The sequence below is a fragment of the Candidatus Rhabdochlamydia sp. W815 genome (assembly GCF_018642185.1).
In the GTDB taxonomy this organism is placed as follows: domain Bacteria; phylum Chlamydiota; class Chlamydiia; order Chlamydiales; family Rhabdochlamydiaceae; genus Rhabdochlamydia; species Rhabdochlamydia oedothoracis.
The window spans coordinates 1-15693 of record NZ_JAAVTY010000024.1 but is presented as its reverse complement, the minus strand read 5'-3'; the positions used below and the strand labels follow the sequence as shown (position 1 = coordinate 15693).

General features: G+C 36.1%; 19 protein-coding genes and 1 pseudogene. 5 read left to right on the top strand and 15 right to left on the bottom strand.

What is annotated here, in order from left to right; translation table 11 throughout:
- Positions 1 to 98: 98 nt before the first annotated feature.
- The 14 genes from RHOW815_RS03050 to RHOW815_RS02985 form a co-directional block, all read right to left on the bottom strand.
- Complete coding sequence (locus RHOW815_RS03050; protein WP_215216885.1) at positions 99 to 821, bottom strand: hypothetical protein; 723 nt, start codon at positions 819 to 821, stop codon at positions 99 to 101.
- Between the two features lie 139 nt (positions 822 to 960).
- Complete coding sequence (locus RHOW815_RS03045; RefSeq protein ID WP_215216884.1) at positions 961 to 2040, bottom strand: hypothetical protein; 1080 nt, start codon at positions 2038 to 2040, stop codon at positions 961 to 963.
- A 27-nt stretch (positions 2041 to 2067) separates the two neighbouring features.
- The gene (locus RHOW815_RS03040) at positions 2068 to 3639 is read right to left on the bottom strand and encodes a serine/threonine protein kinase (protein ID WP_215216883.1); all 1572 of its coding nucleotides are present in this window, start codon (positions 3637 to 3639) and stop codon (positions 2068 to 2070) included.
- An 11-nt stretch (positions 3640 to 3650) separates the two neighbouring features.
- Complete coding sequence (gene sctQ / locus RHOW815_RS03035; RefSeq protein ID WP_215216882.1) at positions 3651 to 4781, bottom strand: type III secretion system cytoplasmic ring protein SctQ; 1131 nt, start codon at positions 4779 to 4781, stop codon at positions 3651 to 3653.
- A complete protein-coding gene (locus RHOW815_RS03030; RefSeq protein WP_215216881.1) occupies positions 4778 to 5377 on the bottom strand; it encodes a hypothetical protein in 600 nt (199 codons plus the stop codon). Before RHOW815_RS03030 ends, sctQ begins: the two co-directional genes overlap by 4 nt.
- The gene (locus RHOW815_RS03025) at positions 5378 to 6316 is read right to left on the bottom strand and encodes a hypothetical protein (RefSeq protein ID WP_215216880.1); all 939 of its coding nucleotides are present in this window, start codon (positions 6314 to 6316) and stop codon (positions 5378 to 5380) included.
- 55 nt (positions 6317 to 6371) lie between these two features.
- Positions 6372 to 6893, bottom strand: a complete 522-nt coding sequence (locus RHOW815_RS03020; RefSeq protein WP_215216879.1) for a flagellar FliJ family protein — start codon at positions 6891 to 6893, stop codon at positions 6372 to 6374.
- A 2-nt stretch (positions 6894 to 6895) separates the two neighbouring features.
- Positions 6896 to 8212 carry a type III secretion system ATPase SctN gene (gene sctN, locus RHOW815_RS03015; protein WP_215216878.1) on the bottom strand — a complete coding sequence of 439 codons (1317 nt, stop codon included), beginning with the start codon at positions 8210 to 8212 and terminating at the stop codon, positions 6896 to 6898.
- Between the two features lie 6 nt (positions 8213 to 8218).
- Positions 8219 to 8884, bottom strand: a complete 666-nt coding sequence (locus tag RHOW815_RS03010) for a hypothetical protein (RefSeq protein ID WP_215216877.1) — start codon at positions 8882 to 8884, stop codon at positions 8219 to 8221.
- Between the two features lie 826 nt (positions 8885 to 9710).
- Positions 9711 to 10142, bottom strand: coding sequence for a CdsG family type III secretion system protein (locus RHOW815_RS03005; protein ID WP_215216876.1), 432 nt, complete (start codon positions 10140 to 10142; stop codon positions 9711 to 9713).
- A gap of 33 nt (positions 10143 to 10175) precedes the next feature.
- Positions 10176 to 10427, bottom strand: a complete 252-nt coding sequence (locus RHOW815_RS03000; protein WP_215216875.1) for a hypothetical protein — start codon at positions 10425 to 10427, stop codon at positions 10176 to 10178.
- A 14-nt stretch (positions 10428 to 10441) separates the two neighbouring features.
- Positions 10442 to 10669, bottom strand: a complete 228-nt coding sequence (locus RHOW815_RS02995) for a DUF5398 family protein (protein WP_215216874.1) — start codon at positions 10667 to 10669, stop codon at positions 10442 to 10444.
- A gap of 54 nt (positions 10670 to 10723) precedes the next feature.
- Positions 10724 to 12412, bottom strand: coding sequence for a type III secretion system inner membrane ring subunit SctD (sctD, locus tag RHOW815_RS02990; RefSeq protein ID WP_215216873.1), 1689 nt, complete (start codon positions 12410 to 12412; stop codon positions 10724 to 10726).
- Between the two features lie 33 nt (positions 12413 to 12445).
- A complete protein-coding gene (locus RHOW815_RS02985) occupies positions 12446 to 12829 on the bottom strand; it encodes a type III secretion system chaperone (RefSeq protein WP_215216872.1) in 384 nt (127 codons plus the stop codon).
- 155 nt (positions 12830 to 12984) lie between these two features.
- Between RHOW815_RS02985 and RHOW815_RS02980 the strand changes: the two genes are divergently transcribed.
- The 5 genes from RHOW815_RS02980 to RHOW815_RS02960 all read left to right on the top strand — a co-directional run bounded on the left by RHOW815_RS02980 (position 12985) and on the right by RHOW815_RS02960 (position 15403).
- Positions 12985 to 13425 carry a hypothetical protein gene (locus RHOW815_RS02980; RefSeq protein ID WP_215216871.1) on the top strand — a complete coding sequence of 147 codons (441 nt, stop codon included), beginning with the start codon at positions 12985 to 12987 and terminating at the stop codon, positions 13423 to 13425.
- A 232-nt stretch (positions 13426 to 13657) separates the two neighbouring features.
- Positions 13658 to 14542 (top strand): hypothetical protein, encoded by an 885-nt coding sequence (locus RHOW815_RS02975; RefSeq protein ID WP_215216870.1) that lies wholly within the window; start codon positions 13658 to 13660, stop codon positions 14540 to 14542.
- Between the two features lie 95 nt (positions 14543 to 14637).
- Positions 14638 to 14757 (top strand): IS3 family transposase, encoded by a 120-nt coding sequence (locus RHOW815_RS09005; RefSeq protein WP_215216886.1) that lies wholly within the window; start codon positions 14638 to 14640, stop codon positions 14755 to 14757.
- A 120-nt stretch (positions 14758 to 14877) separates the two neighbouring features.
- Positions 14878 to 15156, top strand: coding sequence for a DDE-type integrase/transposase/recombinase (locus tag RHOW815_RS02965; protein WP_215216869.1), 279 nt, complete (start codon positions 14878 to 14880; stop codon positions 15154 to 15156).
- Between the two features lie 70 nt (positions 15157 to 15226).
- The gene (locus tag RHOW815_RS02960) at positions 15227 to 15403 is read left to right on the top strand and encodes a helix-turn-helix domain-containing protein (protein WP_215216868.1); all 177 of its coding nucleotides are present in this window, start codon (positions 15227 to 15229) and stop codon (positions 15401 to 15403) included.
- Between the two features lie 58 nt (positions 15404 to 15461).
- Here RHOW815_RS02960 and RHOW815_RS09295 read toward each other — a convergent pair.
- Positions 15462 to 15596 (bottom strand): annotated as a pseudogene (locus RHOW815_RS09295) (IS5/IS1182 family transposase); the annotation flags it as partial.
- Positions 15597 to 15693 lie beyond the last annotated feature (97 nt).

Here is a 15693-nt window from a genome sequence, read left to right as displayed (position 1 = left end):
TTTGCTTTTTCAAATTTCATCATGCCCTTACGTATTTTTAAGGGCATTATTTTATACAAGGGCTTTTTTATTTCCTAGTTTTGAAAGAGCTCTAATATCTAATACTCTGAAGGTATCGAATTTGTAGAATGGCGCAAGGTTTTTGGGTACTTTGAAAGATAATTAGTAGCCAATATTTTGCTTTTTTCTGGATCCGTTCCACATTCTAATAGTCCTTGATATAAGGGGTTTTCCTGTTGTGATTGAAAGGACTCTTCTTCAAAAGATATATCCGAATCTGTATCTGTCTTTTGTACTGTAAAAGTTGATTCATCTAAATCTGCTTCAGATTCAGAACAAGGTGCTGTTTGTGACTCTTCTAATTGTGTTTTATGTACTTCTTCTTTGTTAGCATTGTTTATTTTAGGTGATAAAAACCTAGAGAAACAGTTTTCTACCCTTTCTATTAAATCTTTAGGATAATTACCTATAATATTAGTTAGAGAAATAAATATATCAGCTAAGTAGAACGTAGCAAAACCTAAATGAGAGAGGCCTTCTTTGCCTATTGCATAGTTTGGAATAGATCCCCATAGCCTTGCTGGAATAGAACAGAGCAGCTTTGTTAAACAGATAGTTAATTTTGCCAAACCTACAATGATATGGATAGCAATATCAGAAATACGGGTAATATCTTTTATAATAACACCTACAATAAGACGAGAAAATATATTAGGTAAGGGATTCTTTGAGCAAAAAGTTTGACATCGATTCCCAAGGCTTTGATTAAAACCGATAGGGTCTGAAATGAGAAAAGATGTCATTGATTGAACTATATTCATAAAATTTCCCTTTTTAATATACATTCAAATTAAGAGGTTAAATATATAAACATTTTTGCAAGCTAGAGTAGCTTTTTCAAAAAAACCCAGTTATGCAATTCTTAATTTGAAATCAAACTAGTATAAAAGATCACTTGCTCTAGGACTTAGTTGTTAAAGTTTTTTTTGGAGGTTTTTTTATGCTTTTAGCATATTCCTTACGACGAGTAAAAGCACTTTTTGTAAGGGGACTGTTAGTAGAAAAGGCGTTTTTCTTCTTCTTTGGAGACGTTACTTTTTTTGTTTCAAGAATTACTGATTCGTTTTTAAATGGACCATCTTCTTCCTCTTTTCCTGTATCATTTTTATCCTTACTTAGCTCATCTTCAAGCCAAAAAAGTTCGGGGTTTTTGGGTTTTTTCTGGATTAAGGAATCAGTATCATCATCGCTTTCAATCCCACTAGTTAGCTTGTATAGATCAGTACATTGTTTCTTATTATCAATAATATAGGAAGTAGTAATAGTTGTAGGTTCTTCTTGTATAGATTTTTTTTTATGTGTCGCGGTATCTACAGCAATTTTCTTTGCTTCTTGAGATATCTTTTCCAACTCTTCTTCAGGAATAAAGTCATTATCGCGTAGGTCTTTTAGTTCTTGTTGAGTCTTTTTAAGAAGTTTTTCTTGTTCTTTTGCTTTCCTTTGCTCTTCTTGAAGAGCTAGTTCTTTCTCTTCTGCTTCTGCTTGCTTTTTCTTAAGAGCTTTTTCTATTTCTGGATCAGCAATATATTTAATAGGAATTTCTTTATTCGAAACTTCTAAAAAATTTATGAAAACGTTTTTTATTTTATCAATTAAATGTTGAGGATATGTCTTATTGATATTGGTAATAGATACAAAGAAGTCTACAGTATAGACAAATGCAAAACCTATATGAACAACTGCTTGTTTGCTAGATGTTTGATGGTCTGTTTCTAAGCCAAGAATTCCAGAGGCAATTTCGCATATGCCCTTTACTGTGCCTGTTGTGAGTTTACATCCTCCTGCAAGCAAGTGAATAGCAATATCGTGAATAAGCATGGCTTCTTTGGCTAACGTTATGGTAAAGCGAGTAGGTAGATTAGCGGCTAAGCAGTATTTTTGATAATCGGGAGTAATAGCAAAATATTGATTGAATTTTAAAGGGTCTGATTTAAAAAAATTTTGAGATAACTCTAAAATAGATGTAATGAATACACTCATAGATCTTTCCTTTTTAAAAAGTTTTTTTTAAGAAATTCTTTGTATGCAAATTAATGCTTTAGAAACAGCATTGGATGCTATGGGATCATGCACAATCGATCGAAGAACGGTTTCTGCTTGTCTTTGTGCAGAAAAGAGTAAATGTTCTTTAATCTCTTCAAAAAACATTTTTTCAAAGTTGGCTAATTCTGTATTTTTATCAGAGACATCAAAGGTGTGTAAAATAAGGGTATCGCCAATATCCCAATTATCGATGGTCTCAGAGAATTCTAACTGGGGATTTGTTCCCAATACGGGGTTTTTAGCTACAATGGTTCGTGGATGAAAACTCTCTTGAGAAATGTGGATCAAACTGTCGTATCCACAAGAGATGCAGCTTAGCTTATCTTGTAGAGGATCGAGAACAAGCGCGTTAAAAATAATTGGGCAGGCTTGTTTACAAAGCAGTTGGTTTAAGCTAGAGGTTAGTTCATCAATTTTACTTAAGTTTAATTGGTGTGTATACATATGAATCATCCCCTGTAAGCTACTCATGCAAATGGTTGTTTCCATTGTTGTTGTAGTAGAAGAGGCGAGTAATATGCAAAGACAATTGTTAGGAAGACGAATAAAATCGTAATAAAGACCAAATTGAACCCCATGCCATTTGGCTAAACCAATATCTGCATGAGACCAGGAAGGAGGGACCTTAGGCAATGTTAGCTGAAATGCTGAGTATAGGGCTTCATAGACTTCCTTGACTTGATCTGGGCCCGCATACTCTTTTTCTAATTCTTTAGATTGTAAATAGAAAGAGACATCATGAATGAACTCTTCAGTGGTTTGGTAGCGTTCACTAACCGAGATAGCTAGAGCTTTTACGAGGATATGCCTTAATCCTTTAGGAATAGAGGTAAGATTAATAGCGCCATAACTGAGTTTTCCAGAAATGAGTTCATATAAGATGATGCCTAAAGAATACACATCGGAGGCAAAACTTAAATGAGAGGGGTTCTCTTTTTGTTCAGGGCTCATGTAATTCGGTGTACCGATAAAATAAGAGGGTAGTGCGAATTGATCTTGCTCATCTTGTAATTGCGCGATTCCAAAATCAATAAGTTTTACTTCACCGCCTTCTGTAATTAAAATATTTTCCGGCTTTACATCTCTGTGAATAATCCGAAGGGAGTGTAAATGTTGAAGAGCATAGGCTACTTGTAAAGAGATATCTAAAACTCTGCGTATAGATAAAGAATGCTGTACGATAAATTGTCTAAGCGAAACGCCGTTGATTAGCTCCATAGCAATGTAAAGCCCTTTTTCCCAGCTTCCTTCCCCGTAGAGTTTTACAATATTGGGGTGATTAGACACAGAGATTGCTTTAGCTTCTCTTAAGAAATGCTCAACAGCTTCAGGATGATTAATATGGTTAGGGGATAAGACCTTAATAGCTAAAGGTTTTTTGGTTTTAGGATCTAAACCTAAATAGAGAAGGCTCATTCCTCCTTTATTCAAAAGACTCTCTATTTTATAAGGGCCGATTTTTTCAGGCAGAGGGATATCTTCTTTTCCTACCAGATCAGGGAGCGTATTTTGTTTGTAGAAAGAATACTCTACCATATTTGAAAATATTACTCTCCCATCTGCAGAATTTTAACTCCAAGTACATCGCCGAGTTGAATAAGCTCTCCTTTGGCCACAGCTTTCCCATTTAAGGTTAATTTTACTCCTTGTTCAGGTCTTGCCGCTAATTCGATTACATTGCCGGGTTTAAGCTGTGTGAGTTTTTTTAGGTTCATCCGCATTCTTGCTATTTCTACATGAATAGTCAAGAGAGCATCGGGTACGGGGATTAATGGCTCTTCTAGTTCTTGTGTTGTCTCTTCTTCTTGATTTATATTTTCTTCTTCAAAATCTTCATCCATGGATTCCTCCTGATAGGCATAGTCGATAATTTTGCAATTAGTTGGCTTACAAATTACAATAAATAGAGGGGTTTGTTCTAAAAAAAGAGTTGCTGTTCCTTTTGCTGTATGAGGAGAGTAAGAGCAAACATCCAAGATCAAAAAATCGCCGACCGCGATTTTTTCCCATTGCGATAATGTAAGTTGTGTGTAGCCGATTTGAGCAGATACGGCTAAGTCTATATCTTTTGTAAGGTTGCTCTCATACATCGAAAAAGCTGTATTTGCAAAATGGGTTTTAAAAGTCTGATGAAAACTGACAGGACATACGATTCTTCCCCATATTACTTTTTTAGGGTGATGAATCCCGATATCCATACAAATACAATTTTCTTTGGGAAGAATAGTGGTTAGAGAACCCATTTTCAAAGACAGATCGGAAAAAGGCTTTAAAGGATCAAGGGCTTTTAGGATTTCTAGTAGTAGAAATCTATAAAAACCTTCTTGAAAAGAAGCAGAGTTCATCGCTTTTTGGTTCTGATTTTCTGTGAGGGCAAGTGAGATTAAAAAGGTGATATCCTCTTGTGCCATGACCCAAAAGCATTGCCCTACAAGGGGACTTAATTGCATACTTGTTACGATCGGATGATTGCCCAATCCTAATAGTACTTTTTCCTCTGGAAGTAGTTGAGTATCTCCCTCCACAAGACTTAATTCAGGGGTTTGTAAAAGAGAAGCTATTTCTTGTATACATTGATCCCAAGGAATATTAGGAGGGTTTCCCCATAAAGGAACTTCCTGCATCTCTTGCAAGGTATGGTGGATCTGATGAATCCAGTGCATTGGCATTGTGCTCATTGACTATCCTCATCATCTTGTTTTTGATGAGCAGTTGTTTCATAGGATTGCAGTTCTGGAATAATGTTATTAATAGAAAAACCAAAGGACTCTTGACGAAATCGATTAAGTAACTGAGGTACGTGAGAAGCGATTAAGGATAAGGCAGTGCTAGAGGTAGGAGCTAGCTCAATATTAAAAATCTTAGGCGCTGTTGAGTATTCTTTTATGGTAATGCGCATTCCAGAGAAAAGGGTATTTGTGTCCAGAATAAAAGTGGTTTCCTTATCTTGCGAATGATTCATAAGAATGCAAGCTGAGCCCAGTTTTTCCCAAAGTTCTTCTATTTCTATGGGAAAATGAGATGTTACAGGCGCATTGGTACTCAATTCAACCTCAGAGATTTTTGTCGATAAAATGGTAGATAAATCAGGTTTTTTTTCAGGAGAAAGTAAGAGGTTAGGTGCCCAAATGGGATTTTCTGGAAGATTCGCATCTTCGTTTTTTAAAAGTTTTTTCTGTTTTTCACCTAAAAGTTTGCTGAAAGAATCCTTAGGTGTTTGTTTCCCTCTCTCTTGTTTTTTTAAAGAGTCGGGTAATTTTGACGATATGGTCATTTAAGAATCTCCTTGCGTTGGTTGTTGATCGCCCCCAAAGGATTCTTTGCGTTTAAAAAGAGGGCCCTCTTCTATGTTTGTTTCCAAACGATGAATGCGAAAAGCATAATTACCGCTTGCAAAGTTTGCGAGTAAATTAGACATATTTCCTTGAAATAAGGCTACTGCTTCTGGATTAGCAGATAGCTGAACGTTAAAGGCTTTGGGAGCCGTACCATACTCGGTAATTGTAATACGAGCTCCATAAAAAACAGAAGAAGCAAATTCTTCTCCTGAAAGAGTAAGCTCTGTTTCTGTTGTTCCAGAAAGCTCCATAATCGTCATCACACCTGCCATTCTGTCAAACAATTGACTTATTTGATAAGAGGTAAAAGCAGATCCCGTTGGCAATACAGAAGGTTGATAGCTAGGTTGATGGGGTTGTATATTTGCTAAAGGTTCAAAAGAAGCAGGGACCTCTTCTTTTTTTTTCCCCTTAGGTTTTGCAATTGGAGAGATGTGTTTTGAAGGAGAAGCTTTAGGTGGTGGGGCTTCTGGCTTAGGATTTGCTAAAATAACCTCTTTTTTTTTAATGCTTTTTTCCTCTATTTGCTTTTCTTCTACCTTTTTTTCAACAGAGGTTTCCTCTATAGACTTCTTTTGTATTTCTTTTTCAGAGGATAAAGCTACTTTTTTATGAGATGCTCCTACATTTTTTTTTGTTCGGAAAGAACTTTTTCCAGTACTAGAACTCTTAAAAATGGAATCGCGAGTGGGTGTTTTAGCTGTTTGCTCTTCTTCATCTGGTGAATAGCGCTGTCTATTGCTTCCTGAAGAGGTTTCTTCTTTTTTTCTGTAATCAAATTTTTCTCTGAATTGATTAGATCCTAGACGATGCTTATCTTTTTTAGGATCATTAGCAGGATTAAGAGGGTTAGGAATTTTGCCAACTTCACTCATAGAAACCTCTCTTTTATCATCTCATACTTGATTTTTATCTAGGTTGTCCAGCATTTTAGCGAGACTTCTTTTTCTTATGCTTTTGACGAGAAGCGGCTGTTTTTTTACGCTCATGACCAGCAGAGCCTATTTCATCCATTTCAACGCCTTCTTTTTGTTCTTCAATAAGGTGCATTTCGCGCCCCCACTCTTTGTGATGTAAGCGCATTTTTTCTACATCTTGTTGGCATTCTATAAGCTCTTTGCGCGCTTTATCCACTTCTTCTTCAGCGAGTGTTACTTTTTTTTTTTGTTCTACGACAGTTTGCTGTTTAACAGCTAGCTTTTCATCAACGAGTCTTAAATATTGCTTCATCTGCTCTACTTTATGAGGAACTGCTCCTTCATCCATATGATCGCGTAATTGCTGAAGCTTATCAATACGATGTTCTTTTACCACATCTCGTTCTTTTTCTTTTTTGGTCAAACTTGTTTGTTCTTGTTCAAGAATGCGTTTTTTATCTCGCAAATTAACTTCTGCTGTTTCGAGATTTTTTTGTTTAATCTCAGCTAATTGTTTAAGGGGATAACTTGGCATATCTATCTAAAAAGCATTTTGAGTTGTTGCAGAGTTTCTTCGAAACTACACGCTTCATCAACTGCTTGGCGTAAAAAACGATTTACCTTATCGATGTATTTAATAGCAAAATCAGCTCCTTTATCGGAGCCTGGCTTATACTCTCCAATGCGGATGAGCAGTTCATTTTTTTTGTAATTAGCTAACACTTCACGAACTTTGCCAATGAGCTGCAAGTGCTCTTTATCGACAATGTGTGAAATAATTCGACTAACCGAATCAAGAACATCAATGGCTGGGTAGTGATATTGACGTGCAAGTTCTCTAGAGAGAATAATATGCCCATCGAGAATAGAGCGCACTTCGTCAGAGACAGGTTCATTTAAATCGTCTCCTGCTACTAGAATAGTATAAAAAGCTGTAATGGAGCCTTTGTCAGAATTGCCCGAGCGTTCTAATAAGCGGGGGAGTGTTGCAAAAACAGAAGGAGTAAAACCAGCTCTTGCTGGAGGCTCTCCTGCTGCAAGGCCTACTTCTCTTAAAGCTCTTGCAAAACGAGTTACTGAATCCATCATCAGGATCACTTTTTTCCCTTGATCCCGAAAATACTCTGCAATCGCTGTTCCCATATAGGCTGCATTGATGCGCAATTGCGCTGCTTGGTTGGATGTAGAAACCACAACAACCGATCTTTTCATTCCTTCTGCGCCTAAATCGTTTTCTAAAAATTCGCGTACCTCTCTTCCTCTTTCTCCAATTAGGCAAATAACGTTGATATCAGCTCTCGCATTGCGGGCAATCATACCCAAAAGGGTGGATTTTCCTCCCCCTGCAGCAGCAAAGATTCCCATTCTTTGTCCTTCTCCACAAGTAAGTAGACCGTCAATACAACGAATACCCAAAGAGATCGGTTCGGTAATAACTTTTCGTTTGAGAGGATCAGGAGGGGGATTGATTACCGAATAGCTTTCTGTTAAGTGAAGAGGGCCTTTTTGTTCGAGATCTAAAGGATTGCCTAAACCATCAACTACACGTCCGAGAAGCTCTTCTCCTACTTTAATATGCAAAGACATTCGCAAAGGGATCACCTCTGAGGAAGAGCCTATTCCATGCATCTCTCCAAGAGGAGATAAGTAGACCTCTTCTCGAGTAAAACCCACAACCTCTGCCATTAAAGGGGCTTCTTCTCGTTTAATAAGAACAACTTCGCCCATTTTTACCTGGGGAACGATTGCTTTAATCAGCATCCCCACGACTTCAGTAATTCTTCCGTGTACTGTTGTAAGTTCTAACTCATCAAGATGGGAGACTAGTTGATCAAAATCAGGCGTTGGTTTCATATGTCCTTATAGCTGTACTTGCATCAGCGTTTTAAACCCAGAAACAGCATTTGAAAGCAATACAGAGGTAAAATCTAATTCCTGTTGAGCTTTATTTAATTTTACCTGAATCAGTAAAAAATCAGCAGGAGAGAGACTATCTCCTTTTGCTTTAAGCGATTGCAGTTGCTTTTGAGCAGATACTAGTTGTTGTTGGCCGTCGGCCAGATAATTCATAAATCTGCCCAATGGACCTTGAAATTTAGTAGAAGGAGTTTCTTTTTCTGGTTTTTCCTCATTTGCCCCTAATTTAGCATTTACCGCACGTAAATTAGCGGTTGTATTATTCAACTTGTTTTTTAAGAGATATTTATCGGAAGAGCGCAATTTAAGTTTTGGTGTATTTAGTTGATTGGAGATATCTCCTAAGGTGCTCTGTGCATGTTTAACTTGAGCTAGCAAATTATCTGTCGTAGCAGCTTGTGTGATAGGGGAATGTCCTGATTCCATCAAATCAAAAGGAGAAATCATCGGAGTTTTTCCGTTATTGGCAAGAGGAGACTCACCTGTTTTCATAAGAGAAGAAAAGGGCTGCCCTGTAGGAAGGGTTTTATTATCCTCTCCGATTTTAACAGTTGGTGAAACGCGCTCTGCATTGCTTAAGTCTTTAGTAGGAAAGTCTTGGTCTGCCATAATCTGATCCGTATTGTTTAACTTTTTCAAACTTCGGCATAGGTATACCGCGTATCTTAACAAATAGCACAATTAGAGGTTTTTCGTCATGAAACTTTCATCTACTAACTTAAGTATAAGGAATAAAATATGGATCTTACAAAAAAAGATTTATTATTAAATAATATTATATATGGGAAATCTCAACAAGTGGATATCTTCTTATTTCTACTTTAAAATGCTAGGATTAAATGGCCCAATCAATAATCTTCTTAGAAATTGACCGCAGTGGTTACATCCAAGATATATTTTTGTAAATCTTCTATTTGCTCTTTAGATAGGTCAAAAGAGTGTAACAGGACTTGCCCATAGAGATAACCTAACCTAGGTATTAATTTAATTATTATACTCTTAAATAAGATATCTTTTCAAGTTTGAAGTGCACAGAATAATTAAAAAAAGAATAGGCAGGCGATGAAAGAATCTCTGTTGTGATTTTTAATAATCAAACACAAGGAGCTCTGTACAGGACAATTTTTTCTACCCTACTCAAAACATACCTAAAATGCATTTTTTTCCTAGAGTTGTTCCCATCAAAATGTTCTGCTAAAATATTTTTCAGTTCGCAATTATGTTTCATAATACCTCTTAGATTACTTTCTGGAAGTATTATGCCAGATCTCTGGTCATATTTGCGGGCTATTCTTTTTATCTGCTCCTAAAAAATTGTCCTGTACAAAGTAAATGTTAAGTAAATATTCTTAGTATACACCATTATACTTTGGGACTAAACCTCTAAGAGGTTGTGTCCATCACTAAACGCTTTTGAAGCACAACCTGGAAAAAATTACTTTTTGGGAGATTTGGTTTCGATAGGAGAAGGGGCTTTCTTAATGAACTTTTCCACAAAATCAAGGGCGGTTTTAGCTAGGCTTTTAACCATGGGGTCTTGATTTTTTTGAATGGATTCCTCTAGGGTCTTTTCTCCTTTAGCAAGTTCTGTTGGATTTAAAGACAGAGTCAGACCAAGCAGGGTTTTAGCCATTTCATTCGAAGGTTCTTTAGCTAAGATTTCTTCAAAAATGGTCGCTGCTTGTTTGAGTTTAAGTTGGCAGAGATTGAGATATCCCATCCCTAAACGAGGTAGTGGATTATTAGGATCGAGTAATTCTGCTGCTGTAAATAACTTAATAGCTGCATCTTCATCGCTTTGGTTAATTGCAATGAAGCCGGCTTCTGCCATTAAGATAAAGTGATCTTTAAATTTTTGAAGAGACATTGTAAAATCCTTTTTGCAAAATGATGGATAGCATTAAGAAGTTTTTTGGTTACGCACCATATTATTAATCGTTGCTTGTACTTGAGAGATCAAGTTAGAAATTGATTCGCCAATCTGAGTAACTTGGCTCATGGAAAATTGCAGAAGTAGGAATTTTCCTGGGGTTGCATGCGAAATAGAACTTGCAACAGCCCGAACTTGACTAATTACAGTACTCTGTAATTTAGCGTATTGCTTGATCAATGTGCTAAATGTAATGGTCGCCCAATTCGATCCTTGTGGCATTTTTCATCCTTATTTTATTTTTTGTTAGCAATTCTAGTTAATACTCGTTGCAAAGCAGCGTAAGCATGCAATAGCTTACCATAGTTTTCAAAGTCTTCGCTTTCGGTGCCTTGTCTTAATTTTGATTTGATTTCTTGAATAGCTTCATCTGTTTTTTTGAGTAATTCTTTTGCTTTTCCAGGTTCTTTTTTTAATTCTTTTTCGAGATCAAATTCAAATAGCGGTTTATCTTTTTTTTCCAAACCAAACATAATTTTAGCTCCTCATTGATGCGCGAATGAAAAATACTTATAGTCTTATTGCAGATTGTAATTAATTCTAAATTTTACGCCATCTTTTTCAAGCAATACCATCTTGGATAAGATTTCTGTAATCTTCATTCCATCTATTACATCCTCAATAGTGAGGATTTTTCCATTAATTACAACAAACATATTTTGATCATCTTTTTTAGAATAACCAGTGATTTGGTATTTTGTAGATAGATCAATCCTCGAAGTATCCGATTTTGTATAAATCACAAAGTTTTTAATCAGACGAATTCCTGGTACTGTATAAAATTGATCAATAACTGCATTGAAAGTATGCGCTTTCTTTTGATCCACTCTACCTGCTAATACAAGTTCTCCATTGCTAAGCTGATAGGTAACCGAACTAAATCCTTTTTCAATCAAGGTGCTTTCGACCTGCATTTGTAAATTGGCTTCTACAACAATTTGATTTTCCAAACTATCTAAATAAGGAAAATTGAGATTCAAATAGTCAGATAGTGCTTGAGCCTGCTCTAATGTATGTACATAGCCTCGTAGCACAAACTTTCCAGGTGCAATGGAAGAGAGAGAAACACCAACCCAGTTGGGGTTGGTTAATAAAAGGGCATTTGTATTTTCCCAAATTAATTCATCGACAATCACATTATCTTCGATACCCTGCACAAAGGGAAGATTTTCAATCTTATATAGAAGCTCTTGTTTTTCTACGGAGCTTATTACATGTCCTAATAAAAAGAGCTTGCCATTAGGAGGATTAAAAGAGAATTGCACAGAGGGGAAAGCGCTAAGATTCTCTTGCAGAATTGTATGCTCTTCTTTTTGAGAGACAACTTCAATCTTATCGGTTTTAAAAAGTGTAATCATGCTGGTAATACCAGCTAAAACAAGCACCCCAAAAGCAGATGCTATGATTAAATGCTTTTTAGGGATAATCATTTCTCTCCAATCAGCAGATGCAGGGTTCTCTTCCTGTTTTAACTCTTCTGTTTTGGTACTCGTTGCAAGTGGAAGAGGAGAAAAAATGGTTTCTTGTATCTGTTCTCGATCGATCAGCAAAAAGGAGGTGGTTCCTAGTGAAATGAGGTCTTCTGAGGAAAGAAGGTGTTTACTGGCAATAGCTATTCCGTTAACTAATACGCCGTTACGACTACTTAAATCTTCAATAAATACTTGATGGTTATCATCAATGCTAATGCGCGCATGCTGTCTAGAAACGCTTAAGTCTTGAAAAGCAATATCACATAAGTTGGGATCTTTTCCTAGGACATAGGAAGATCCTTTATGCATAGAAAACTCGGCACCGGCATTTGGTCCATTTGTCACTTTAATAATAAAACGACCCAATGCTCCAGATCCTATTCTTACACTTTCTAGATCGGTATCGTCTTGTAAAGTTTCTGTTTCTAAATCTGGATAGGAATGAGAAAATCTAAAGACACTACTACCAATCTTAATTAAGTCTCCTTCCTTTAATAAAACAGGTTCTATAAGAATCTGTCCGTTATATAGCGCAGGGTTAGTTGTGCTGATGTTTTCTAATAAATAACCCTCTTCTGTATATCTACAAATCACGTGTCTACGTGAGACAAGAGGATCTTCTAAAACAATGGAAGCTACTTCAGGGTCTCTTCCTAAGATCCATTCCTCTTCCTCTTCAAATCGTGCAACACACCCTGTTAGAGGGCCCTCTTCTCCAATTAAATATCCAGCCATATTTATTTTATCTTTATCGAACTTATGTTTTTTTTATTGATAACAAGAGAGCTCATTTTTCCAAAAATCGAGATAATTTGTGAAGTCCTCTAGAGTATCCTTAAATACTTTGTATTTCATGTCATACGGTAAAACCAGACACAGTGTCAAGAACTTCTCATCTCGATCTAAGCCAATGACAGAGCCCCCGGTTCCTTGTCCTAATAAATTCGCTTTCATGAGATATATAAATAGCTCTTCTCGTTTATTTAAAGGACACATTCCAATTGTCGCAAAGAAGGTACACCCCGGATCTAATTCTCGAAAAGCAATAATTAGTTCTTTATGTAATTTTAATAGATAGAGCTTATTTTCTTTGGATAAGGCATCTTCCAAAGCAAGGTTTTCGACCAATTGTATAAGACATTCTTCTAACATGTAAATCTCCGTTCTATATAACGTTTAAACCGCTCTATAGATAAAAGTAAATCGTTTTTTTTAAGGGAGAAGAAAGCGAAGTCTTATTTGTATTAATAAATAAATTAATCAATAATTAAATTATAGTATAATTAAATTGAATAAAGAGGATTCTCATGAGTTTAAAGGAAGAATGTCAACAGCTTAGCGACTTATTTCGTCGTGCTGCAGAAGGGCAATCGATAGATTTACAGCAAGTGTTTTCTCAATCCCTACAGTTTTTTGAACGACTAAAAGTGGAATTAAAAGAGAAAGATCCACAAAGAAGACAAGAAGCCATGACCATGTTAATGGAAATTTATCAGCATATGATCAAAGATACCAAGCTCATCTGTGAAACTTCAGAAATGACAGAAGAGCAGCTTGTTGCTTTTGCGGAAAATCCCACCAACTTTTCACCCGAGCAATGGACGTCTATTCAAGAATCTAGAGAGAAAATTTTTCATGCAGGGGAGGATCTAGCCAAAGCTCTAGAGCAGCTTTCCAACCCCCAAATAGAGAAAAAACCCCACGATCCCAATAAAAAAATCAAAAAATCCAATTGGATGCGCAGTTAACTAACCTTACATCAGTTACTTACATAACAATTTTATCTTTAATAACTTATGTCTTTTTGAGGAATTTTCTCATCGGCTCATTTTTCTTAAAAATAAAAATGATCCCTTAAGTCTTTTATTATCAGAATTTAAATCAAATATTATTATATTTTTAATAATTACTTAACGTTTTTATGATTAAATAGATATTAGAAGAGATAGATAGATTATAAAAGTATAATAAGAGGAAAGTATGTCAAATATATTACTTAATCAACAATTACTACAGGGTATTAGCGATGATATGCAGCATCACCATAAACAGGTGGATTGGCTTCAAGATGACCCAACTCTACCCACCGAATCTTTAGCAGATCGTATTAAAGATATGATTGCAAGCGGCGCTACGCTTGAATTGATTGTTTTAGCGATTATGACTAATGACTCTGGAAATGGAGCGATGGACATTTGTTCTTTAGATATTATAAAAATTACAGAAGAAACTAATGAGCTTAGTGATGTGCAAGATGACTTGATCAACCTTCAAAGAATTCTTAGTAAAATCGAAGCTGAGCTTGGTTCTAAGAAAAACCTTTCTCCCGATGAATGGAAAAAGTTTGATAAATCCTTACTAAAGCAGTTAAAAGACACCTATGAAAAGCTTTGTAAAGACCAAAAAACACTAGCAGGAAGCTCGGATCCTAAACTGAAAGCTGTAGCTGATATGGTGGGTAACTGGCTTAAAGATCTAAATTCTTCTATTCCTACACCCTCTGGTGATAAAGGAAAATTAGATCCTTTTGATGAATTGCTTAAAAAATGGGATGGAAATACAGACTTTCCTCTAAATGGTAAAGATTTAGCGAATAACCTTTGTGGAGCTATTTATGCTCTAGCTAAGAACTTCTACGATAAAAATCACCCAGGCTCTGGTGATACTAATACCGATTACTTGGGCGAATGGGGTCAATCCGTCCAGGCTTGTGAACAGTTAACTTCCGGTACCTCACAGCAGGAAACAACTGCTGTCCAAGGGTTTATGCAGATTTTAAACTCATTTAATAACATCGGACAACAGGGTATACAGGCTTCTTCTCAAGGAAAAGAGGCTATCATACGAAACCAAAAAACCGGATAAGATGGCAAAACTTTTAGAGGTGTCTAGAAGCAATTTTTATTGCTTTCTTCATAGAAAGCCCGGTAAAAGAGCTAGGGAAACCGCAGAATATCTAAATTAAAAGCATTCATGAGCGTAGTCGATCCATCTATGGTAGCCCAAGAATTCACGCCGAACTAAAAAAAGAGGGTGTGATTTGTTCTCGTAGAAGAATAGCAAAAATCATGAGAGCATAGGGGATACAAGCTAAAACATATAAGGTATGGAGAAAGACAGCTGTAGCTAAAATGCATAAAGAAATAATTCCTAACTAGGTAAATCAAAACTTTACAGTAGGCGCTCCGAATCAAACTTGGGTGTCAGATATCAGTTATATAGCTACTCGTGAAGGATGGCTATATTTAGCAGTTGTGCTAGATCTGTTTTCAAGAAAATCTGATCGTGGTTCTCAATATACAAGTGAAGATTTCAAGAGAAAAACCGATCAACATGAAATTATTTTAAGTATGAGCAGCAAAGGAAACTCTTACGATAATGCTGTTGTAGAGAGCTTTTTTCACAGCTTAAAAACAGAGCATGCTAACTTTTGTAAGTTTAAAATAAAAGAAGAAGCTGTGGATAGCTTATTTGAATAAGTCTTTTCAAGTTTGAAGTGCACAGAAGAATTAAAAAAAAGAATAGGCAGGCGATGAAAGAATCTCTATTGTGATTTTTAACAATCAAACACAAGTAGAGACCTTGCCCAAAGGCTACCATCACCTAACCTATGACCAAAGATGTCAGATTTATATTTTACAAGCTAGAGGAGATACATCTAGCTCAATAGCAACCATTCTAAAAGTTCATCATAGCACTATTAGTAGGGAACTTAAGAGAAATTAAAGGGCAACGAGGATACCGTCATCAGCAAGCTCAAGAAAAAGCATTTCTTAGAGCCTGTTTAAAATCTTTTCAAAAGTAGAGCAATAAAAGCGAGAACCACCATATTCAAGCTTGTATGTAGTTTTCTTTCGCAATTTTCCCATAGCCTGCGACATTTTTCTATCCACGCAAAAGAACGCTCTACAACCCATTGTATCAGTATTTTTAACACTTTGAGCATCAATAATTACAAAGCTTGTTTTCTCTTTCCGACCACTGCTTTTTCTGACCTCGCCAACCAATTTTTTTTA